General features: G+C 53.2%; 28 protein-coding genes and 1 tRNA gene. 11 read left to right on the forward strand and 18 right to left on the reverse strand.

Features of this window, described 5'->3' with window-relative positions; translation table 11 throughout:
• Positions 1–172: 172 nt before the first annotated feature.
• Together ilvC and EYA77_RS09205 are read right to left on the reverse strand one after the other, a co-directional pair.
• Positions 173–1165: a ketol-acid reductoisomerase gene (ilvC, locus tag EYA77_RS09200; RefSeq protein ID WP_280841938.1), complete on the reverse strand. Its 993-nt coding sequence runs from the start codon at positions 1163–1165 to the stop codon at positions 173–175.
• A gap of 59 nt (positions 1166–1224) precedes the next feature.
• Positions 1225–2793 carry a 2-isopropylmalate synthase gene (locus EYA77_RS09205; protein WP_167816520.1) on the reverse strand — a complete coding sequence of 523 codons (1569 nt, stop codon included), beginning with the start codon at positions 2791–2793 and terminating at the stop codon, positions 1225–1227.
• A 197-nt stretch (positions 2794–2990) separates the two neighbouring features.
• Here EYA77_RS09205 and EYA77_RS09210 point away from each other — a divergent pair, with 197 nt between their 5' ends.
• Genes EYA77_RS09210 through EYA77_RS09235 form a run of 6 tightly spaced genes read left to right on the forward strand, consistent with a single transcriptional unit; the run spans position 2991 to position 9562 of the window.
• Complete coding sequence (locus tag EYA77_RS09210) at positions 2991–4505, forward strand: 2-isopropylmalate synthase (protein WP_095642653.1); 1515 nt, start codon at positions 2991–2993, stop codon at positions 4503–4505.
• Positions 4477–6174 carry a biosynthetic-type acetolactate synthase large subunit gene (ilvB, locus tag EYA77_RS09215; RefSeq protein WP_042698722.1) on the forward strand — a complete coding sequence of 566 codons (1698 nt, stop codon included), beginning with the start codon at positions 4477–4479 and terminating at the stop codon, positions 6172–6174. Before EYA77_RS09210 ends, ilvB begins: the two co-directional genes overlap by 29 nt.
• Positions 6171–6680: an acetolactate synthase small subunit gene (gene ilvN, locus EYA77_RS09220; protein ID WP_042698724.1), complete on the forward strand. Its 510-nt coding sequence runs from the start codon at positions 6171–6173 to the stop codon at positions 6678–6680. The genes ilvB and ilvN overlap by 4 nt, the downstream gene beginning before the upstream one ends.
• Positions 6681–6710: 30 nt before the next feature.
• A complete protein-coding gene (locus EYA77_RS09225; protein WP_167816521.1) occupies positions 6711–7961 on the forward strand; it encodes a 3-isopropylmalate dehydratase large subunit in 1251 nt (416 codons plus the stop codon).
• Positions 7962–7964: 3 nt separating this feature from the next.
• Positions 7965–8441, forward strand: coding sequence for a 3-isopropylmalate dehydratase small subunit (locus EYA77_RS09230; RefSeq protein WP_042698729.1), 477 nt, complete (start codon positions 7965–7967; stop codon positions 8439–8441).
• Positions 8438–9562: an isocitrate/isopropylmalate dehydrogenase family protein gene (locus EYA77_RS09235; protein WP_167816522.1), complete on the forward strand. Its 1125-nt coding sequence runs from the start codon at positions 8438–8440 to the stop codon at positions 9560–9562. Before EYA77_RS09230 ends, EYA77_RS09235 begins: the two co-directional genes overlap by 4 nt.
• Positions 9563–9619: 57 nt before the next feature.
• Here the strand turns inward: EYA77_RS09235 and hcp are convergent, their stop codons facing one another.
• The 4 genes from hcp to EYA77_RS09255 form a co-directional block, all read right to left on the reverse strand.
• Positions 9620–11236, reverse strand: a complete 1617-nt coding sequence (gene hcp / locus EYA77_RS09240) for a hydroxylamine reductase (protein WP_167816523.1) — start codon at positions 11234–11236, stop codon at positions 9620–9622.
• A 153-nt stretch (positions 11237–11389) separates the two neighbouring features.
• A complete protein-coding gene (locus EYA77_RS09245; protein ID WP_167816524.1) occupies positions 11390–12049 on the reverse strand; it encodes a fructose 1,6-bisphosphatase in 660 nt (219 codons plus the stop codon).
• Between the two features lie 2 nt (positions 12050–12051).
• Complete coding sequence (locus tag EYA77_RS09250) at positions 12052–12936, reverse strand: class 1 fructose-bisphosphatase (RefSeq protein WP_167816525.1); 885 nt, start codon at positions 12934–12936, stop codon at positions 12052–12054.
• A 239-nt stretch (positions 12937–13175) separates the two neighbouring features.
• A tRNA-Leu gene (locus EYA77_RS09255) sits at positions 13176–13259 on the reverse strand.
• A gap of 77 nt (positions 13260–13336) precedes the next feature.
• Here EYA77_RS09255 and EYA77_RS09260 point away from each other — a divergent pair.
• A complete protein-coding gene (locus EYA77_RS09260; RefSeq protein WP_042698742.1) occupies positions 13337–13489 on the forward strand; it encodes a DNA helicase PriA in 153 nt (50 codons plus the stop codon).
• 9 nt (positions 13490–13498) lie between these two features.
• On the opposite strand, the gene EYA77_RS09265 is transcribed toward EYA77_RS09260, so the two are convergent.
• Positions 13499–13774: a DUF1922 domain-containing protein gene (locus EYA77_RS09265; RefSeq protein WP_095642646.1), complete on the reverse strand. Its 276-nt coding sequence runs from the start codon at positions 13772–13774 to the stop codon at positions 13499–13501.
• Between the two features lie 92 nt (positions 13775–13866).
• Between EYA77_RS09265 and EYA77_RS09270 the strand changes: the two genes are divergently transcribed.
• Genes EYA77_RS09270 through cofE form a run of 4 tightly spaced genes read left to right on the forward strand, consistent with a single transcriptional unit; the run spans position 13867 to position 16673 of the window.
• Positions 13867–14604: a coenzyme F420-0:L-glutamate ligase gene (locus EYA77_RS09270; RefSeq protein WP_095642645.1), complete on the forward strand. Its 738-nt coding sequence runs from the start codon at positions 13867–13869 to the stop codon at positions 14602–14604.
• Positions 14605–15270, forward strand: coding sequence for a HisA/HisF-related TIM barrel protein (locus EYA77_RS09275; protein ID WP_167816526.1), 666 nt, complete (start codon positions 14605–14607; stop codon positions 15268–15270).
• Positions 15264–15860 carry a dTMP kinase gene (gene tmk / locus EYA77_RS09280; protein WP_095642643.1) on the forward strand — a complete coding sequence of 199 codons (597 nt, stop codon included), beginning with the start codon at positions 15264–15266 and terminating at the stop codon, positions 15858–15860. Before EYA77_RS09275 ends, tmk begins: the two co-directional genes overlap by 7 nt.
• A 24-nt stretch (positions 15861–15884) precedes the next feature.
• A complete protein-coding gene (gene cofE, locus EYA77_RS09285; RefSeq protein WP_245241245.1) occupies positions 15885–16673 on the forward strand; it encodes a coenzyme F420-0:L-glutamate ligase in 789 nt (262 codons plus the stop codon).
• Between the two features lie 17 nt (positions 16674–16690).
• Here the strand turns inward: cofE and EYA77_RS09290 are convergent, their stop codons facing one another.
• From EYA77_RS09290 to moaC, 11 genes are all read right to left on the reverse strand, one after another.
• Positions 16691–17068: a prefoldin subunit beta gene (locus tag EYA77_RS09290; protein ID WP_042698756.1), complete on the reverse strand. Its 378-nt coding sequence runs from the start codon at positions 17066–17068 to the stop codon at positions 16691–16693.
• 3 nt (positions 17069–17071) lie between these two features.
• Entirely contained in the window at positions 17072–17302 is a 231-nt protein-coding gene (locus EYA77_RS09295; RefSeq protein ID WP_042698759.1) for a KEOPS complex subunit Pcc1, read from the reverse strand.
• Entirely contained in the window at positions 17299–17700 is a 402-nt protein-coding gene (locus EYA77_RS09300; RefSeq protein ID WP_042698762.1) for a hypothetical protein, read from the reverse strand. The genes EYA77_RS09295 and EYA77_RS09300 overlap by 4 nt, the downstream gene beginning before the upstream one ends.
• A complete protein-coding gene (locus EYA77_RS09305; RefSeq protein WP_011833307.1) occupies positions 17697–17828 on the reverse strand; it encodes a DNA-directed RNA polymerase subunit P in 132 nt (43 codons plus the stop codon). Before EYA77_RS09305 ends, EYA77_RS09300 begins: the two co-directional genes overlap by 4 nt.
• A 4-nt stretch (positions 17829–17832) precedes the next feature.
• The gene (locus EYA77_RS09310) at positions 17833–18117 is read right to left on the reverse strand and encodes a 50S ribosomal protein L37ae (protein WP_042698765.1); all 285 of its coding nucleotides are present in this window, start codon (positions 18115–18117) and stop codon (positions 17833–17835) included.
• 59 nt (positions 18118–18176) lie between these two features.
• On the reverse strand, positions 18177–18878 hold the full coding sequence (locus EYA77_RS09315) for a ribosome assembly factor SBDS (RefSeq protein WP_042698768.1): 702 nt from the start codon (positions 18876–18878) through the stop codon (positions 18177–18179).
• Between the two features lie 8 nt (positions 18879–18886).
• Entirely contained in the window at positions 18887–19705 is an 819-nt protein-coding gene (gene psmA, locus EYA77_RS09320) for an archaeal proteasome endopeptidase complex subunit alpha (protein ID WP_042698771.1), read from the reverse strand.
• 2 nt (positions 19706–19707) lie between these two features.
• The gene (locus EYA77_RS09325) at positions 19708–20151 is read right to left on the reverse strand and encodes an Rpp14/Pop5 family protein (protein ID WP_095642640.1); all 444 of its coding nucleotides are present in this window, start codon (positions 20149–20151) and stop codon (positions 19708–19710) included.
• Positions 20148–20792 carry an RNase P subunit p30 family protein gene (locus EYA77_RS09330; RefSeq protein WP_167816527.1) on the reverse strand — a complete coding sequence of 215 codons (645 nt, stop codon included), beginning with the start codon at positions 20790–20792 and terminating at the stop codon, positions 20148–20150. The genes EYA77_RS09325 and EYA77_RS09330 overlap by 4 nt, the downstream gene beginning before the upstream one ends.
• A gap of 24 nt (positions 20793–20816) precedes the next feature.
• Complete coding sequence (locus EYA77_RS09335; RefSeq protein ID WP_042698778.1) at positions 20817–21401, reverse strand: 50S ribosomal protein L15e; 585 nt, start codon at positions 21399–21401, stop codon at positions 20817–20819.
• Positions 21402–21537: 136 nt separating this feature from the next.
• A complete protein-coding gene (gene moaC, locus EYA77_RS09340; RefSeq protein ID WP_167816528.1) occupies positions 21538–22014 on the reverse strand; it encodes a cyclic pyranopterin monophosphate synthase MoaC in 477 nt (158 codons plus the stop codon).

Below are 22014 nucleotides of genomic sequence, written 5' to 3' on the forward strand. Positions count from 1 at the left end.
GTGCGATGTGCTCTGTACAGAGCTTCTGCTGGCTGCGATCCCTCGCTTTGCCGGCAGACATCCGTCACACATACCAGTACCATTTCACGTGATGGGTAATAAAACCATGTGCCCCGGATGTTTATTCTGCAGAGCAGTTCGATAAAAATCGTAAAAAAAGTGGAGGGGAGATTCAGTTCTTTTTGAACTGGGGCATCATTGCACGAAGTTCTGATCCGACTTCCTCGATCAGATGCTCTTCATCTGCCCGGGTAAGTGCGTTGAAGACCGGTCTGTTGACCATGTTTTCAAGGATCCATTCCTTGGCAAATTCGCCGGACTGGATCTCGTAGAGGATCTCGCGCATTGCTTCGTAGGATTCTTCGCCGATCACACGCGGGCCGCGGGTGATGTCACCGTATTGTGCGGTGTTGGAGATCGCTTCACGCATTTTGGTGAATCCGCCTTCGTAGATCAGGTCGACGATGAGCTTCATCTCGTGCAGAACTTCGAGGTATGCCATCTCGGGTGCGTATCCTGCATCGACGAGGGTGTCGAATCCGGCTTTGATGAGCGAGGTGACTCCTCCGCAGAGAACTGCCTGTTCGCCGAAGAGATCGGTTTCGGTCTCTTCTCTGAAGGTCGTTTCAAGGACGACTGCTCTGGTCGCGCCGATTCCTTTTGCATAGGCAAGAGCGAATTTCTTTGCGTTTCCGGTGTGGTCCTGCTCGATCGCGATGAGTGCGGGGACTCCTTTTCCTTCTTCGTAGGTTCTTCTGACCATGTGGCCGGGACCTTTGGGTGCGACCATGATGACATCGACATTTGCCGGAGGAACGATCTGCCCGAAGTGGATGTTGAATCCGTGGGAGAACATGAGGCATTTGTTCTCTGTGAGGTAGGGCATGATCTCGGCTTTGTAGACTGCCGCCTGGGTCTCGTCGGGGACGAGGATCATGATGACATCTGCTTTCTTTGCAGCTTCGGCGACATCGTAGGTCGCAAACCCGTCTTTCTTTGCGAGATCTCTGCTCTTTCCTGCTCTGATCCCGATGATGACGTCAAGGCCGCTGTCTTTCAGATTCCGTGACTGACCTCTTCCCTGTGATCCATAGCCTATAACCGCGATCGTTTTTCCTGAGAGATCTTTCAGGTCCGCATCCGTTTCATGATATTTTTCCATCATTTTTTTCCTTCCTTTTTTGGTAAATACTGTGTAGTTTAACCTTCTTATGATTAAATAGTTTATCTGTCGAATCCGCCTGAACGGTACACGACATTGAGGGCATTCACCATCGCCTCGGCGGATGCGATCACGATGTCACTGTTTGAAGCAGCTGCATCAAAGATCCTGCCTTTCTCGTCCTCAACTTCGATGGTGACACAGCCCAGAGCATCGCTCCCTCCTGATATCGCCTCGATTTGAAAGCTTTTCAACTGAACTTTTCCCGGCGCGATCGCTAAAAGCGCTTTCATTGCCGCATCCACCGGCCCGTCACCCGTTCTTGAGCAGGTTTTGTTTTCCCCGTGGACCACGACCCGTACGCTTGCCGTCGGGATCGCATGGCTGCCGGTGAATACCGAAATGTCATCCAGCTCGATCATTTTTTTGTCATTATGACTGCCGGTGATGCTTTTTGCGATCTCGAACAGATCGAACTCGGTTACTTTTCGTCCGCGTCCGGAGATCTCCTTGACCTTTGCGACGATCATGTCCAGCTCCGGGTCGGACGGATTTACGTTTACGTCTTCCAGCATCTGCCGGACGGCATGTTTTCCAACATGCTTTCCAAGCTTTAAGCGTCTTCGGTGACCCACCATTTCGGGCGTCATGATGCCGGGTTCAAATGTTCCCGGGTTTGCCATTACGCCGTGGGAGTGGATCCCGCTTTCGTGCGAGAATGCATTGTCGCCCACTACCGGCTGGACAGGGAGTACGGCGATCCGGGAAAATCTGGAGACCAGTCTTGATGTCTCTACCAGTTTTTCTGTCTGAATGTTGGTCTCCATTCCATAGATCGCCTTCAGGATCATGACCGTCTGTGCGAGATCGGCATTTCCCGCCCGTTCGCCGATACCGTTTACGGTGACCTGGATCTGATCTGCTCCACCTTCTACCGCGGCGATCGTGTTTGCGGTCGCCAGACCGAAATCGTTGTGACAATGCACGTCGATTCTGCATTTGACGTTTTCCCGGATCATTGCGACGAGGGGTTTCATCATCGACGGCGTGCTTACCCCGACGGTGTCGGGAATGTTGATGATCGTCACGCCGGCTTCATCTGCTGCTTTACAGACTTCGATCAGCTCTGACGGTTTTGTTCTGGTCGCATCCATTGGTGAGAACATCACAATATCGCACTTTGAACGTGCATATGTAATGATCTCGCGGGTAATGGCCAGGACTTCGGCATGACTTTTTTTGATGGTATAGGTTCTCTGGATCTCAGATGTGGGAATAAACACATGGACCATATCAACGCCGGCCTCGATACAACGATCTACATCCGCTTTTACTGAGCGTGCGAGTCCGCAGATCTTGGGGCGGATACCCTCTTCAGCACAGATCCTCCTGACCGTTTCAAATTCGACATCCGAAGATGCCGGAAAGCCAGCTTCGATCACATCAACGCCGATGTCGGACAGCTGATGCGCAATTTCAATCTTCTGCTCCAGTGTGAATGATACACCGGGAGTCTGTTCACCATCACGAAGGGTGGTGTCTAAAATAGTCACTCGTCTATTCGTGTTGACTGTACTTTCATTGCAATAGAATGCAATCCGCCACTTTCGCAGTGACTGCTCCGATCCCATCTTCCTGAGACATACCACATATCAATGCACCGCGATTATATAATACTTTCTTTTCAGCACTGAAAAACGGCCCCCATATTGCGTATTCTGCGCTATTCGTAAAAAATCATAGTTGGGGGCGCGGATTTCTGCTGATTTTCCAAAACTTATATATACCAATCGAAGTTAGACTATCTAACCGGAGTTTAATCCCATGAGTGATTGTTTTATTTGGCTATAAAAACATCCGTTTCCTGGACACGACCCTTCGTGACGGGGAACAGACGCCGGGCGTCTCTCTGACACCCGTACAGAAACTGAAAATCGCAGAAGAACTTTCCGCAATCGGCGTGAATGTGATCGAGGCTGGATCCGCGGTCGCATCCGAAGGCGAAAGAGAGGCTATAAAGCTGATATCTGATGCGGGACTCAACGCAGAGATCTGCACATATGCGCGGGCCAAGACCGAAGATATCGATCTTGCCGTGAAATGCGGTGTGGATTCGGTGCATCTTGTCGTTCCGGTTTCTGACCTTCATATAACCAAAAAACTCGGGAAAACCCGCGAAGAAGTCTATGTAATGGCAATGGAATCCGTTGCATATGCCAAAGAGAGAGGGCTTACTGTCGAACTCTCGGGCGAGGATTCTTCAAGGGCAGATCAGGAATATCTGGCCCGGCTTTTTAGAGATGGAGTAGCACACGGAGCTGACAGGCTTTGTTTCTGTGATACCGTCGGGCTGTTAACGCCTGAAAGGACCGCAGAGGTCATTCCGCCGTTATGCTTCGCACCCTTAAGCATCCATTGTCATAATGACCTTGGACTGGCTCTTTCAAATACCATCGCGGCGTTACGATCAGGAGCGACCTGTGCCCACACGACCATCAACGGGATGGGAGAGCGTGCAGGAAACGTGCCCTTCGAAGAGGTCGTGATGGTGCTTGAAAAGCTGTACGGCTATGATACCGGGATCGATACGACCAAGATCTATGCACTCTCGACCCTCGTATCCCAGCTGACAAAGATCCCGCTCGCAGCCAATAAACCGATCGTCGGCGGAATGGCATTCACGCATGAAAGCGGGATCCATGCGCACGGACTTATGCGGGATCCGACAACCTACGAACCGATGTCGCCGGAAACGGTCGGAAGAAAACGAAGGATCGTTCTTGGAAAACATTCAGGATCCGCATCGGTCCAGTCGGCTCTTAAAGAGCTCGGGTATGAACCTGGTGAAAAACATCTTGCCGAGATCGTGGCGCGAGTCAAAAAAGTCGGTGATATGGGCATGAAAGTGACCGATGCCGATGTTATGGCGATCGCAGATTCGGTGATGCTTCTGGAATGCAAGCCGGTGATCAGCCTTAAACAGTTTACGGTCGTGAGCGGCAGTAACGCCATTCCAACGGCTTCGGCAACGATGGTCGTAAACGGGACGAAAGTAACCGGCGCAGCTACCGGAACAGGTCCGGTAGATGCGACCGTCAAAGTCCTCCAGCAGTCGGTCGCCCAGTTCGGCGACATCACGCTTGAGGAGTACCATGTGGATGCGATCAACGGCGGAACGGATGCTTTGGTCGACGTAACGGTGAAACTGAGAAAAGACGGGAGGGTTTTGACTTCCCGGGGTGCCAGAACAGATATAATTGAGGCAAGTGTCGAGGCGGTAATAGCAGGCATGAATAGATTACTGAGAGATGAGAATGAAAACAGGCGCAGCAATACTGATTGAAAGTTTAAAAGAAGAGGGTGTTGAAATCATATTCGGCTATCCGGGAGGCGCTGTCCTCCCGATATACGACGAGCTCTATGATGCACAGGTAACGCATATCCTTGTCAGACATGAACAGGCAGCCGTTCATGCAGCGGACGGATATGCCCGGGCCAGTGGACGCGTCGGTGTTTGTCTTTCGACATCCGGTCCGGGAGCCTGCAATCTCATTTCAGGTATTGCCACGGCTAACATGGATTCGGTGCCGATCGTTGCCCTTACCGGTCAGGTTCCAACGGGAATGCTCGGAAATGATGCATTCCAGGAGTCTGACATCACCGGAATAACGCTGCCGATCACCAAACACAACTATCTGGTAAAAGATGCGCGGGATATCAAAATGACGGTGAAATCCGCGTTTTACATCGCAGGAACAGGACGAAACGGCCCGGTCCTCATCGATCTGCCCAAAGATGTTCTGACGGCGAAAGTTGCCGCGGAAGAAGTTCTCTCCGGTGAGCCTGAACTCAGAGGATACAAGCCGACATTAAAGGGGCACGCCAAACAGATCAAAAAGGCCCTTGACCTGATCCTGAGCGCGAAAAAACCTGTCATCTATGCAGGCGGCGGCGTCATCGCAGCCGGAGCGTCGGAGGAACTGATCAGGACTGCCGAGCTCTTCTGCCTCCCGGTCACGACGACCCTGATGGGTCTTGGAGCGATCCCGGCAGATCACCCGTTAAATCTCGGCATGCTCGGGATGCACGGGACAGAATATGCAAATTACGCCGTATCCGAGACCGATCTCCTTATCGCGGTCGGCGCACGGTTCGATGACCGTGTCACCGGAAAGCTGAGCCATTTCGCTCCGCATGCAAAAATCATCCATATCGACATCGATCCCGCCGAGATCGGGAAAAATGTCAATCCCGACGTGCCGATCGTGGGCGATGCCAAATCGGTTCTTGCCGACATGATCTGTATGGCGGAGAATAAAGGTTGTATCTCTGAACCCTGGCTGGAACAGGTGAAATTATGGCGGAAAAACCATCCGTTACGGGTCGTAAACGACGGGAAAGTCCATCCGCAGAATATCATCCGCAAGCTCTCCGAGCTCCTTGACGGCGGCGGGATAATTGTGAGTGAGGTCGGCCAGAACCAGATGTGGGCCGCCCAGCACTACGGATTTACCCGACCCCGCCAGTGGATCAGCTCGGGCGGTCTTGGAACGATGGGGTACGGATTCCCGGCTGCGATAGGGGCCTGGTTTGCGAAGCCCGAAGAAACGGTCGTTGTGATCGCCGGTGACGGAAGTTTCCAGATGAACATCCAGGAACTTGCCACCGTTGCGCAGTACAAGATCCCCGTCAAGATCGTGATCCTGAACAACATGTATCTCGGGATGGTCAGACAGTGGCAGGAACTCTTCTACGACAGAAGATACTCCTACACGGAACTGCCGCCCGTGGACTTTGTCGGGATCGCAAAAGCCTACGGGATCGAGGGAATGCGGGTTGATTCTGTTGGTCAGATCGACGAGGCTCTCAGAACCGCGTTAACGTACAACGGCCCGTATCTCCTGGATTTCAGGATCGAGCGGGAAGAGAATGTCTTTCCCATGGTCCCGGCAGGTGCTGCGATCAGTGAGATGATCGGAAAACATAATCACAACGGAGGATCCGAGTCATGAAACAGCATATCATCAGCGTCCTTGTCGAGAACAAGGCCGGCGTTCTCGCACGGGTTTCCGGTCTCTTCTCACGACGAGGATTCAACATCGAAAGTCTTGCGGTCGGGACCTGTGAAACACCGGGTATGAGCCGGATCACGATCGTTGTCATCGGTGACGAAATGCACATCGAACAGGTCAAAAAACAGCTCAATAAGCTGATCGATGTCATAAAGATCACGGATATCACGGAAAAAGAGCATGTCGAACGCGAGCTCGCGCTGATAAAAGTCCATGCCGAACCGGGACTCCAGCGTTCCGAGGTCATGCAGGTCGCCGATATATTCCGCGCAAAGATCATCGATGTCGGCCCGCAGACCCTTGTTCTTGAGATCACCGGGGATCCGGAAAAGATCTTTGCTCTGGAATCTCTCCTGCGTCCCTACGGCGTATTGGAACTCGTCCGGACCGGCAGGGTCGCTTTGCAGCGTGGATCTTCCGGGTCGTGTCTGAGTAAAAAAGAATGAATTTAGATAAAAAATAAGAAAGTGATGTAAATGGGATTGACCATAACTGAAAAAATCTTCTCCGCCCACTGCAAAAAAGAATGCAGAGCAGGAGATGTAGTAATGGCGCCGGTCGACGGTGCGATGATACATGATATCACAGGCCCTCTTGCGATCAATGTGATGAAAGAGATGGGTGGGGGCAGTGTCTTTGATCCGAAAAAAGTCATCATGCTCTTCGACCATCAGATCCCTGCTGATTCCATCAGCGCAGCAGAAAATCATGTGATGATGAGAACGTTTGCCCGTGAACAGGGCATCCACAACTATGACATAAAAGAGGGGGTCTGTCACCAGGTCGTTCCCGAGAAGGGGCGCGTAAAACCCGGCGATATCGTCGTCGGGTCGGATTCCCATACCTGTGCGTATGGTGCACTTGGTGCGTTTTCGACAGGTATCGGCTCGACTGATATGGCATACGTCCTGAAGTTCGGCGAACTCTACTTCAGAGTTCCGGAAACCATCCGGATCAATGCAAACGGGAAGTTCCAGGATCGGGTCGGTCCCAAGGATCTTATCCTGACGCTAGCCGGCGATATCGGCGCGGACGGCGCGACCTATCGGGCTCTTGAATTCTGCGGGAACGCATTCTCCGACATGGACATTCCCGGAAGAATGACCTGTGCAAATATGGCCATCGAGATGGGAGCAAAGGCAGGCATCGTTCCGCCGGATGAAAAGACCTGGGAGTATCTGCGGGGAAGAACGGACTGCACGCCGTTTTCACTCGCGAGCGATGAGGATGCAAAATTCTTTGAGAAACGAAATTATGATGTCTCCAAGATCAATCCGAAGATCGCCGTCCCGCATAATGTCGACAATGTCGTCGATGTCACCGAAGTCGCCGGCAAACCGGTCGATCAGGTCTTCATCGGGTCATGCACGAACGGCAGATATGAGGATTTTGCTCGTGCTGCCGAAGTATTAGGCGACAATGTCTTCTCAGAAGATGTTCGCGTGATCATGGTCCCGGCATCCAAAGCAGAGTACATGAAGATCCTGAAAGCAGGACTTATCGAGAAGTTCGTCGAAGCAGGGGCACTGGTTGAAGCGCCGTGCTGCGGTCCGTGTATGGGCGGAGCTTTCGGGCTTTTAGCTCCGGGCGAGGTCTCACTCTCCACATCGAACCGTAACTTCCGGGGAAGACAGGGAAGTGCCGAGAGTTTCGTGTATCTTTCCTCGCCTGAAACGGCGGCTGCCAGCGCGGTCACCGGCGTGATCACCGACCCGAGGGAGGTCTGAATCATGGGAAGAGCATGGAAATTCGGTAACGACATCGACACCGACGCGATAATCCCGGGCCGGTTCCTGACGATCTACGATCCAAAAGAGCTTGCATCGCATGCTTTCGAAGGCACGCGCAGAGAATTCTCCAAGGAGGCAAAGGATGGCGATGTGATCGTTGCCGGCAGAAACTTCGGCTGCGGTTCATCGCGTGAGCATGCCCCTCTCGCACTGAAAGGAGCCGGCATCGAATTTGTCGTTGCAAAATCGTTTGCGAGGATCTTTTACCGGAATGCGATAAACACCGGTGTTTTACCGCTCGTTTGTCCGGATACGGACAAAATTGCCGACGGAGCAGAGGTTTTCGTGAACCTCAAGGAGGCATACATCGAAGCAGACAAAAAGAAGTATCCGCTTGAACCGATCCCGGTGTTTATGATGAGAATAGTTGAGGCCGGCGGCCTTGTTGAATACGCAAAAATGCGAGGAAATAAATGACAACATATAATGCGGCATGTATGCCGGGTGACGGCATTGGTCCTGAGATCATTGCCGAAGGAAGAAAAGTACTGGATGCTGCCGGTGAGAAGTTCGGGTTCGATATCAACTGGACCGATTTCGATACGGGAGCTGAAAAGTATCTGCAGACAGGAGAGCTGATCTCGGAGGATGAGTTAAAAGAGCTTGGAAAATTCCCGGCGATCTACTTCGGCGCTATCGGTGATGACCGGGTCAAACCGGGAATCCTGGAGAAAGGCATCCTGCTTGCGATCAGATTTTACTTCGATCAGTATGTGAATCTTCGCCCAATTAAACTCCTGAAGGGAGTCGAGACCCCCCTCGCAAATAAGAAGCCCGAGGACATCGACTTTGTCGTTGTCCGGGAAAACACCGAGGACTTTTATGTGGGTATCGGTTCACGTGCAAAGGCAGGAAAACAGCGGGATCATCTGGAAGTCATCCGCGATCTTTACTCGGTGAAGTTCGGGATCGATGTGGAGACCGATTCGGATGAACTTGCGTACCAGATCGGCGTTGTCAGCCGAGAGGGTTCGAAGCGCGTGATGGAGTATGCATTCGATCTTGCGCAAAAGCGGGAAAAGAAACTGACGTCTGTCGATAAGGCGAACGTGTTAACGGACGTCTACGGACTCTGGCGTGAAGTGTTTGAGGAGACAAAAAAAGGCTACCCGAACGTGTCGACTGAGTACAACTTCGTTGACGCGGTCACGATGTGGTTTGTCAAAAATCCGGAATGGTTCGATGTCGTCGTCACGCCGAACATGTTTGGGGACATCATCACCGATCTCGGTGCGATGATCCAGGGAGGCCTCGGTCTTGCTCCGGGGGGAAACATCAACCCGAAGGGGACGTCAATGTTCGAACCCATCCACGGATCTGCACCGAAGTATAAAGGAAAGAATGTGGCAAATCCGCTTGCAACGATCTGGTCCGGCTCACTTCTGCTGGATTCGCTTGGGGAACACGCTGCGGCATCGGCCGTGGTCAGCTCGATCGAGCATTCGATCCTTGCAAAGGCGGTCACAAAAGATATGGGCGGATCAATGCGGACGTCGGATATCGGCGACTGGATCGCGAAGGATATTCTGAGAGGATAATTCGGAAAAGAAAAAAATGCGGGGGGAGAGCTGAGTTTCCCTTCGCTCTGTTTTTTTTCAGCGCGTGATCCCGAGCTTTTTCATATCCTCCGGCACCGTCGTGTTCGGCTGCACGCCAAACTCCTTCACGAGCATGTTCAGCACATCAGGCGACAAACATGCCGGCAGATTCGGTCCGATCATAATGTTCTTGATGCCCAGAGCCAGCAGTACCAAAAACACCAGGATCGCCTTCTGCTCATACCACGCGATATTGAACGAAAGCGGCAGCTCACCCACTTCGACACCCAAAGCCTTCGCCAGCTCCTGAGCGATCACCACGAGCGAATACGAATCATTACACTGTCCGGCATCCAGCACCCGGGGGATCCCCTCGATATCGCCGAGACCAAGACGGTTATACCGGTACTTCGCGCACCCTGCCGTAAGAATGATCACATCCTTCGGCAAAGCCTTCGCAAACTCCGTGTAATATGAACGCTCCTTGTGCCGGCCGTCGCATCCCGCCATCACCACGAAGTGCTTGATCTTCCCCCGCTTCACCAGATCAAGAACTTTCGGGGCAAGAGCAAGTACCGCGTCATGACCTGCGCCGGTTACGAGATCACCGCACTGCAGATCCTTTGGCGGATCACACTTCTTCGCACAGGCAATGATCGAAGAGAAATCCTTCGATCCGTCCGGTTTCTCCGGGATATGGACTGCATTTGGAAAACCCACCGACCCGGTCGTATAGATCCTGCCTTTATACGTGTCCGGCGGCGGCACCAGACAGTTCGTCGTAAACAGGATCGGGCCGTTAAATGACGGGAACTCTGCCTTCTGGTTCGCCCAGGACGTCCCGTAGTTCCCGATCAGATGAGGGAACTTCTTGAAACACGGATGGGCGTGGGCGATAAGCATCTCGCCGTGTGTATAGACATCAACTCCTTTTCCTTCCGTCTGCCGAAGCAGCATATACAGATCCTTGAGATCATGCCCCGTCACGAGGATGCCGGGATTTTTCCCAACACCGCAGTTCACGTTCGTGATCTCTGTTACTCCGTAGCGTTTGTTTGCCGAATCAAGAAGTGCGAGTACCTGGGCGCCGACTTTCCCGGATTCCATGACGAGAGCCGCGCGTTCTCCAAACGAGTGCTTCTCAAAACGCGAAGCCAGACCCTTATAGATGAAGTTCACGATTGCCGGATCCGTTTTTCCTAGCACCTCGGCATGAGAATAATACGCGCACATCCCCTTCAGTGCAAACAGAAGCAGTGAAAAGAGCGAGCGTTCATTTGGATCCTCGATCGAAAGAAGTCCGATCCCGCCGTCAAGGATGATGATATCCTCACGGGATTTGGGCACCCATGAACACGCTTTGGGCTCTCCCGGGATCTGCGGGTAGGCGTCACGGAATGCTATTGCCTTTTTCAGATATGCGTCGAACCGTGATTCATCAAAGTTGACGTTCGTTAAGGTAGCAAACAATGCTTCAACCACAAATGTATCCTGGGCTGAGGTGTTTGCTGGAATTTTTGCTCCCTTCGGCTGATGGATCCTTCGATACGCGATCCCGGAGAGAACAAAGTTCACGGCATCCTGATAGCATGCCGTATCATTACTTTTACCGCAGACGCCGCCGGCCGTACAGCCGAGGTTTCTGGCGGTTTCTTCGCACTGCTGACAAAACATTTTCAAGCCTTCCTTGTCTCGCGGGGGAAAGCCGAGAGATAATTGATAGATGTATCTTTGAGTATATATAGATTCGTATCTGCGCAAAAAAAGATGAATATTAGGAGTTATGTGGAAATTCAAGCTGAATTATAGTTGATTTTTCTCATCAGATCATTCTGAGCGCCGGTCCGATGCCCAAAATCTGGGAGCGTCAAAAAGCGGCGTGTCGAAAAGGTCCACCGGTCCGGTAAGCCTGCCATTCGCGAGCGAAAAGCCGAGTCCGACCACCGGGATGACCGTTGTTCGAACATTCGACGAATCGCAGAGACTGACTGGGCATATCCCCTGCTGATTCAGACCGCGGCGGGCGAACCTTTCGCAGAACTCGGCTGTGGACGGGAACTCGCCCCCGGCGCGTGTAAGAAACAAAACGCCGTCCGCGAGAGTATGCTGATTCGGGATCATCACTTCTCCCCAAGGCATCATCTCCGACCCGGAGAGGAACAGAAGAAGCGGCTCGTTATCCCGCTCCTCTATTATCATCCGGCAGACCGAGACCGGATCAGGACCGCAGAACAGATGACGTTTTTCTGCGATCTCCTCGGCCGCGGAGAAGACCGCGGCAATAAGCGTGTCCGGCTGGACATCCGGATCATGGACCGCGATCAGGACCAGACGGTCGGCCGTGTGCGTCACGAACGAGTCGGTCAAAATGCCGCCTTCCGCCTTTTTGAGCATCTTTGCCGCGGTCTGGAGGATGTCGGGAAAGACCCGGGTCGTCCCGCATACCCCGCCGACCGGTTTTGCAAAGACCGAGACCGCTGTTTTCATGCTCAGCGGATCGCCTCGATCTTTGCGATCATTCCTTTGCTGCCGACATAGACGGGAGTTCTCTGATGGACCTTTGTCGGCACGATGTCCAGAGTAGAACACTCGCCGTTCGAGACCGCTCCTCCTGCCTGATCCGCGAGGAAGCCGATCGGGTTGATCTCGAAGACCAGCCGCAGTTTCCCGGAGGCGGACTTCTTTGTCGCCGGATAGGCATACACGCCGCCGTACTCCAGGATCTGGTGGAAGTCGGCCACGAAAGAGCCGGAGTACCGGTTCTTTCCGCCTTCGCACTCGATCTCATTCATGTACCGGATGTGTTTCTCGGTCCATTCGGGCCGCAGACCGCCGCTCCCGCAGAGCGTGCCTTCCGGGATTTTTACATTCTCTTTTAGGAGAATGTAGGTCCCTTCCGCGTTGAGCGCGAAGATCGAGACGCCGTTTCCAAGCGAGATGGTCAAGGTGGTCATCGGGCCGTAGAGCATATAGAATGCGGCGCGAAGCTGATTTCCCGCCTGAAGAACGTCGCCTTCATAGATCCCGACGATCGTCCCGACGCTGAGGTTTACCTTGATAAGTGAAGAGCCGTCGAGGGGGTCCATCACGATGGAGTACTTCGCAGAAGAAGACATCTGCACGATATCCTCCTGTTCTTCGGAAGCAACGGCACGTACAAGCCCGCTCTTCTGCAGAACAGACGTGATCCGGGCATCGGCCCAGGTATCCATCTCAGCCTGATCCTCGCCGGAAGAGTTCGTGGAGCCCGCATAATTCTGGTTGCTGATAAACGCGGAACGGATCGGTCCTGCCTGATCCGCGATCAGCAGGATTATTTTTCCCAGATCCTCAGGGGCATGTGAGGCGATAAGATACTCCTGCAAGGTTTTCATAGTACCTATGATATGCGTTTTGGAGGCAAAAAAACGTATCCTGATGTGAAAGATTCGGACCGCGCCGTATCGTGTATATGGTCATCTCATTTGTTCTTTCAGAGATGCGTATCGGAAGCGAAACCCTCTGAAACTCATGCGTGGAACGAACTGCTGCCGGCATGTTCTGAATAAAATTATTCAGGATGACGGGGGTAACGGTCGGAATCGATGGAATACAACACTCTTAGAAAAAGGAATGCGAGGGAAGGGATTCGAACCCTTGAACTCCTAGAGACAGGGTCCTAAACCCTGCGCCGTTAACCTGGCTTGGCAACCCTCGCGATTTTGACTGTAACATATTGACAGGAGGAGAAAAATAACCTTCGCATTAATCTATATGAATGGACAATAGTATTCTATGGTAGTTCAGCACACATGCGGCTTCAAACGCGAGATATTTTGTCGGGAGTGCGGCACCGAACTGACCCAGGACACGCGGGGTAAACTCTACTGTCCGCGGTGCGGCAGGCGGCTTGCGATCCTCTGCCCCCACTGCGGAAAACTCTGGTGATCCGCGTCCTTATGCCGCCGGACCGTTGAGCCACTCCATATACTTCTCCCGGATCAGGTCGACTTCTTCCTTTGTCAGGTCCAGCCGTCCGGTATGAGAGAGATACCGTTTCACCTCTTTTATGAGCACTTCAGCCTCGGAGAAATCGTCCACTTCCAGATACACCGGCACGTTCTGGACCGATATCACCTCACCGCAGACAGGGCAGAGCTTCCACTTTCCATAGTAGTCGGTATAGGTAAACTGATGACAGCCAGGACAGCGGATCACCCGGTAGGTACTCATAGATATCAAATGATTGGCGCAGGGAGTGAAAAAGATTCCCCCGGCATCTAAACCCTTGCTTTTATTAGCCGGCAGGTAAATATGAAGTGTCTATGTCAGTTCATGTAACGGGAATTTCCGGGATCCCGCTCATTCAGAAAGGCGACGATCTTCCGGCAATTATCTGCAGAAATACCACCTTTGAAGACGGAGATATCCTCTGTATCGCATCAACGATCGTTTCGAAGGCAAAGGGCTATACCCGCGCCCTCGCGGATATCACGCCTTCTCCTGATGCATTCCGTATCTCCGGCCTCACAAAAGAGGATCCGCGGTTCATTCAGGCGATCCTGGATTCGTCCACCGAGATCATCCAGGAGTATCCGTTCATCCTCTCCGAAGTCCCCTGCGGTCATGTGGGTGTGCGCGCAGGCGTGGATAACAGCAATATCGAGGGAGAAAATATCATCATCCTCCCAAAAGATCCGTCAGCCGAATGTCGGGAAATACGCGCAGCCATCAAAAAGATCACCGGCAAAGATGTCGGCGTGATCGTAACCGACACCTGCGGAAGAGCGTTCCGCCGCGGTCAGTGCGGAAACGCGATCGGCTGGGCAGGTATGACGGCGATACGGGATTTCCGGGGCGACCATGACCTCTTCGGTCTTGAACTTGAGATCACCGAAGAGGCAGTCGTCGATGAGATCGCGGCCTTCTCCAACTTCATCATGGGAGAAAGCGACAACGGGATCCCTGCAGTGAAGTTCTCCGGCTGCGGCACCTGGAAAGGGCACGACTCGCTCTTCTTCACCAAAGAAGAAGACCTGATCAGAAAGGCAATGAAACGATAAATGGACGTGATTCTTGCAATGGACCTGATGGACGGGTATGTCGTCCACGGGAAAAGCGGCAACCGGGATCAGTACCTCCCCCTGACCTGGGGGCTTTCCCCTTCGGCCGAGCCTCTGTCGTATCTTTCGGTGATGAAGCCGAAGTACGCATACGTGGCGGATCTTGACCGGATCGAACTGTGCGGCGATCACACCGAGACGATCCTGAGGCTTGCCTTGATTCCGGAGAAGCTCTGGGTCGACCGTGGGTGCAGTATCCCTGAGGAGTATCTCCCGGGCGTTGCCAACATCGTCGGGACGGAAACGGCCGATGCCCCCTTAGAGGAGTTTGCCGGCGGGTATCTCAGCGTCGATGTAAAAGACGGCAAGGTCATCCCTTCCGGCCTTGACCCGGTCGAGGTGATCCGCGATGCGGAAAAATACGCCTTTGACGGAATCATTCTCTTAAACATCTCCTCGGTCGGTACCGGATCCGGGATCGATCCCGTGTTTGCAAAGCGGATCCGAGACGCAACGAAAAAACCTCTGATCTACGGCGGCGGCGTGAACTCTCAAGACGATCTTCGCATTCTCTGCGACGCAGGATATGACGGCGTGATCATCTCTACAGCTGTGCATAAAGGAAAGATCCCGATAGAGATCATCCGGGGGGGAACATTTTGCTGATCACGCTCGAAGGGATCGACGGAGCCGGAAAGTCCACGCTTTATGAAGGTCTCGTTTCCCGTCTTGCGGATCTCGCACCGGTGTTTACCAAGGAGCCTGGAAGTTCTCTGGTAAACAAAGCGGTTCGCCGGGAGATCGGGGCAAACCGCGATCCGTTCGCCGAGGCGACACTGTTTGTCGCGGATCATGCCGCTCATCTGACCCAGACCGTGCTTCCGGCACTCGAAGCAAAAAAACTGGTTATCTCAGACCGGTATTCCGACAGCCGATTCGCCTACCAGCAGGTATCCCTTGCCGGCATCATTCCCGATCCGAAAGCATGGCTTACTGCAGTGCATGCGGGCTGGTCGGTCCGTCCCGACCTCACGATCCTTCTTTTGATAGCGCCCAAGACCGCGATGCAGCGTCTTGCCGGCAGACCAGGTAAGGAACACTTCGAGGATCCTGCATTTCTCGAAGAAGTTCAGAAACGGTATCTTGAACGGGCAGCCGAGGATCCGGGCCGATTTCTTCTTATCGACGCAGAGCAGGATCCGGCAACGATCCTCGACTTCGTCGAAAAGAGCATCCGGGACCGGATGTCCGTCTGATCTTTTTTTAATCCGAAAGCTGATATGAGTGCAGAGCATATGTTTCCCCACATGTCGGGTTTCTTCTCTGTATACGGAATCACCACCGGGCTGCTTGTATCCGGTGACGATATACTTGACCGGGTCATCTCCGCCCTCAAAAACACCGAGGCAAAGACGATAGAAGACGGCGACATCCTTTTGTTTGCCGAGTCGCCGCTTTCCACGACCGAAGGTCGGAATGTCAGGCTCGATGACATCACCCCGTCCGCCGAGGCATACAGACTTTCAGAGAAGTATCATCTCGACCCCCGGGTTGCCGAGGTCGTTTTGATGGAGAGCGATACGATCGTCGGCGGCATTCCGGGATATCTGCTTGCCGGAAAATGGAATCTGATCCTCCCAAATGCCGGCGTGGACGAGTCGAACGCGCCAAACGGGTGGGTCACCCGTCTGCCGGCCGATCCGGAAGCCAGTGCCGGACGGCTGAGAAAAGGAATAATGGAGCGCACCGGAAAGGATGCCGCCGTCATCATCATCGACTCCCGGACCCATTCGATGCGTCTTGGGGTGTCGGGAGTCGCTATCGGCTGTTCGGGGATCCTGCCGATCACCGACGAACGGGGTAAACCAGACCTGTATGGAAACAAACTGCAGGTCACCCGGAGGGCGATAGCCGACTCTCTTGCTTCGACCGCCGAACTTCTTATGGGCGAGTCTTCAGAAGGGGTCCCGGTTGTGCTTGTACGCGGATACCCGTATGTCAGATGCGAAAATTGTAAAATCGAAACGATCTCCGCCGAAGAGGATCTCTTCCTCAGTCTCGGCAAATAATTTTTTAGAAAAAAAAGTTACTGGGCAGCCGGGACGCCGCCGCTGATGGCTTCCTGGATCTGCTTTTGGAGCTGGCCCGCTTTCGTGGTCATTGCCTTTTCCTGTTTGTCCAGTGAGCTGATGCGGAGTTCAAGGGAGTCGACCTTCTCTTCGAGTTCCGCTTTGACGGCCGGTTTTTGTTTCTGGATCAGAATCGAACCTACTGCCGAATACATTACTGCGTCTTCCGCTGCCGACTCGATCTCTTCAAGGGCGCGTTTCGTTTCACGCAGCGTCATCTCATACTGCATTTTCTGGGACGATACCTGCTGAAGCTGCTGCTGGATCTGCTGGAACATTCCAAGCTGCTGCTGAATCTGCGGCGGGATACCCGCCGCCTGCTGGGGTGCTGTCATTTTTTACAACTCCAATACTTCATGGGATACATTAACCAACCGCAGCCACATATTGAGGGATGCCCGAAGAGCTGCAGCATCTTCCGCCTCTACAGAGAGGAACACGGATGATTCGCTGCGGGTGAGCCGCACGTTGGATTTTTCTCCCGGATCACTTGCGATCTCCGGGGCGAGAACTTCATACAGTTTTTCTGCAAACCTGGTTTCAAAGACAAAACGGGCGGCGTGGTTCATACCATAACCTGCAGGACATACTGTCTTTTCTGTGTGCCGCAAAAAACGATAGGACCGTCAGCATTCTCATCATAGGTGATGGGAACATGCGGCGAGAGATAATCGAACAGCTCCTTTTCCCGGGTGAGAAATCCTTTGGTAAACGGACCGGTTCGTTCGGACTCTTTTACGTTGCTGATCAGCATGGAAAAAACCAGGGAATCATTCACCATCAAATCGAACACCGGACCCTGCCGTTTCGAGCCTGACAGGAAAATAACACGGGGGTCTTCTCCCCCTATATCATGAATGCCTGCTTTTCCCCGCTGGACAAACGGGAAGTCCAGAGCAAAAGCGATTTCTTTTGCCAGTTTCCGGACCTCCGGTGCTGGTTTGCGCGATGAAGTTACGATCGTCATCTGGCTTTCAGTTCTTTCGTGCCGGCACCGCGGGCCTTGAAAAGGATACGGTGACCGCAGTAGGGACAGCGGATGTTCGTACCGATTTCTACCAGCTGTTTACAGCGGGCGCACTTGTAAGCAACCATTGGGTTATACTCCTTTCGTCTCGATGGCGCGAAGAACAACCTTAAGGCCCGGGGTCTGCGGAACGTAGGCGCCGCCTGCGTATTTGTATCCGCATTTCTTGCACTCCCAGATACCGGTGCCGACACGCTTTACTGCGATCGTGTCGCACATCGGACACAGGTGTTTCGCGCGGGAAATCTTCTCGCTCTCATTGACCATCTTACGGCAGAAACGGCCGTATCTCGGACCAAAGCGGCCGGCACTGCCGGTTACGCGTCCTTTTGCAACATGTTTACTCTTGGATGCCATTTTTTATTCCTCCAGAAATATCTAGTAATATTCGTTCTCAGTTGTTTTAATAGTATGCGTTACTCAAGAATCTTCAGCTGTGCATCGCCTTTCGCTGCGGCATTTGCCAGATTGAAGAACTCCTCCTGCATGCCGGCAGGAATCGTTACGACGCAGATCCATGATCCGTCGCTTTGCCATTCGTTTTTATCCATGGTCACATAGGCCGCGCTCGAGATGGAAGCATAGGCTTTGGCCGCAAAGTCCATCGGGAACTTGGCGGCGATGCGCCGCTCCTCAAACCTTATCGGCAGGATCGGACGCAAAGCTTTGACGGTCTCCTTGACCAGATCATCTACAGATTTGAACGGATCGTAGTTTACCCTGACCTGTTCCAGAGCCATCTCGATCCGCATGACCGGGTGGGGAAGGCCGGTCTGCGGATTGACAGCGTTTCGTGCGATGAACGCGATCACGCGTCTGCGTTTTTCTTCGATCAGATGACGCCGCTGCTCGGTCGTGAGATGGATTTCACCTTTGAGAATGATGTGTTTGGCGACTTCCCGAAAATCAGTGGTCTTGAACACCTTCAGGATATCCTCATCCGGAGACTTGTCTCCGCGCGAGGCGTTCTCATACACATACATCGCTGCAACAACATCTTCAATGTCGAGATCCGCCCCGTGCCGCATTTTGTCGGCAAGTTCTGGATCGACCAACAGTTCAAACTTCAGTCCGTGTGTTTCCAGACGGGCGGTTACTGCATCATCAAGGGAAATCATAGATCAGCTCACTCCTTTTTCGCAGGAGTCGTCTTGGAAAATTTGGCAACAGCTGCCTTTACTTCATCTGCATTCAGTTTTCTGAACGAGAGTGTCGATATTTTTGCTCCGTTTGCGGTCTCAGTCTCCTTTTTGGAAGAGTGCTTCTTGGAATACTCACCGGCAATGCCGATCTCGACGGTGTTCATATCGAACTTGCCTTCAGTGGCGGTGTGCAAAGCCTTGAGGCCGAGCAGAACTGCTTCTTCGGCAGTACAAGTCTCTTTGTACTCCTGTTCAAAGAGTTTGATGACAGCCGGTCTGCCGATACCGATACCGGTTGCGGAGTATTCGAGAAGCGTTCCGGACGGGTCGGTCTCGAAGAGATGATACTTCTGCCCGGTCGGCGACGACTCGGCCCCGGCGATCAGAAGCGCCGTTCCGTAAGGCCGTGCCCCGCCGAACAGCGTGTAGCTCTGCATGTGATCGCAGAGTTTCTTTGCCAGAGTCTCCACATCGATCGGTTCGCCGTAACTGACCCGATTGATCTGGGATTCTATCCGTGCACGGTCAACGAGTATCCGTGCATCTCCGACGAGACCCGAGGAGGCGACGCCGATGTGTTCATCGATCCGGAAGATCTTCTCGATCGAGGAGGGCTCCAGGAGACGGGAGTTCACCCGTTTGTCAACGAGAAGTACAACTCCCGTCTTGCATTTTATGCCGACAGCGGTCGTTCCCCTTTTGACCGCTTCACGGGCATATTCTACCTGATACAGACGTCCATCGGGGGAAAACATCGTGATGGCACGATCGTATCCGCCCATTTGATATTGTTGTGGCTGCATTGTTACTCCTTAATTATATCATCTCTAGTTAGATATCTATGCCCATTCTCTTTTGAAAGATTATTAACCTTCTTACCTGCGCACAGATATCCCGGATACGCGGCATCATCTGCCGCCTCGTGGACCACCTTTTTTTTCAAAGAAAGGATGGTCCCGGAGGTTGCGACCGATCTGAATGCCGCCGGCTCACCGCAGACTTTCGTGACAACGGCCAAAGCTGCGATGAGGGACTTTTCATATCCGCGGGTACATCGGGCGATCGCATATTCACCTTCGGACCAGACGACAGCGGGATGCATTTTTGCCGCCCCCGCATCGCCGAAAAGTGCAGTTACCGATTCAGCCATGGATCGGTACACCTCCTTCTGGGTCGGATTCACGGGCGTGATGATCCGAAACAGGACGTAACGCCGGTTCTCACGAAGTGTCGGCGGAAGGACGCTCATGATCTCTCCTCCACGACCTCGACGGTCTTTTTCGGAGAAAGAATGCCGTCGAGTGAGTCGAGAGCAGATCTGACTTCCTGTTCTGTCATCCCGAAGAGGTCGGCGAGTGCGATGATCTCGGTGATATTCCGCTGTCCGAGACACTCGGATGCGCCGCTTGCGATCAAAAGCGGGAAATGATACTTCCGCTGGAAAGTAAGTATCTCGTCATACCGGGAAAGAGCAGTCCGCCGTGTTTTCGGATCGATGATCCGTGAGAAGTCAAGAACGACGCCGGTGTTCTGCTGTGCCGCAATCTTCGAAACGATGTGATCGAATCCGCCTTTCGGAAGGTCAGAGATGCCGGTCAGAAGATGTACTCCTTTCGTGGTGACGGCCGTGCGGTTGAAACTGTTTTCTCCGACCTGCACGAAGACGACCGTGCCGGCAGGGGTCTTTTTGACCGCGTCGAAGAATGCCTTTCCGCTCAGTTTGCCGATCAGTCTGCCTTTCAGAATAGAAACGCCGGCATACTCGGAGATATCCTCGGCAGGATCGCAGGCGATGATCCGGGAAAAACCGCAGGATGCGGCACTCAGGGCAAAACGACGAAGCGTTGTGTGTGATGAGTTATTCGCATACACGCATGCGTCTGTTATCATAATGAGAAAAAAATGAGAACAGGGTTATTTACCCTGGTTCCTGTGGGAAGTAATGCTGGGCCGGCACTTTTCAGTTCCGGTTCCGCGGTTATGGAGTCCGCGTGCCTTTCTTCCGGCGGAAGTCTTACCACGGAACACACGTCCGCGGGTTTCGGCAACCCATGCGAGGTTCTTGTCGGCGAGAACAGACGGGCTGTTTCTGTCAACAAGGATGATCTCGTAATACTTGCTCTTTCCGTCCTGGCCTACCCAGTAGGAGTTCAGAACTTCCATGTTCGGGTAGCGGGTTGCGGCGCGCTCTTCTGCGATCGACTGCAGGTTCTTGCCCGGGGTTGCTTTGCGCATTCCCATACGGTTGGTTCTGCGTCCGCGGATATATCTCGATTTTCTGCGGCCACCGCGGCGGATGGATGCGCGAACAACGATGATGCCCTGCTTTGCTTTGTAGCCGAGCTCCCGCGCTCTGTCGATACGGGTCGGGCGCTCAAGCCTGACAACGGCGCCCTGACGGCGCCAGGTCTGCATTCTCTCCCAGAGGAGTTTCTTTACTCCGGACTCTGCGGGCTTTTTCCACGCGTCACGGACATATCCATACATTGATTTCGACATGTGTTGGTTTCACCTCAGGTTCAGCCGTATAGGCTACATTCCTGTGATATACAGACCGCACTGGATGCGGCTAGCTGTAAACTGTATATTATTGGGGCTACGTTGTATAAATACTCCGTGATGACCTAAGGAGCCTTTACTGCGGAACGCCCTTTTTCTTCTCTATGACGGAGATCCCGTCGATCCGGGTCACCGGATACTGACCGGCCTCGTCCTTTTCCGCGGACTTGACCATATCCCAGATCGTCAGAAGTGCGAGTGAGACTCCGGTCAGGGCCTCCATTTCGATACCGGTCTTCCCGTAGGTTTTTACCCGGCAGAACGCCTCGATGTACTCGTCCGTCTGTTCAAACCAGATCGTCACCCCGCCAACCGGAAGGGGGTGGCACATCGGGATGAGTGCCCATGTCTGTTTTACCGCGAGCGTTCCCGCCACTTGGGCAGTTGCAAGCACATTTCCTTTCAGGACCCGGCCTTCGGCGATGGCCGCGAGCGTTTCAGGCCGCAGATAGATCCGTCCCTTTGCGGTAGCTTCACGTGAAACATCGGGTTTTGGCGTCACATCCACCATGTGGACTTCATTATTTTCATTCAGATGAGTAAAAACCGGCAT

The sequence above is a fragment of the Methanocorpusculum sp. GPch4 genome, from assembly GCF_012062385.1.
GTDB classification, from domain to species: domain Archaea; phylum Halobacteriota; class Methanomicrobia; order Methanomicrobiales; family Methanocorpusculaceae; genus Methanocorpusculum; species Methanocorpusculum parvum.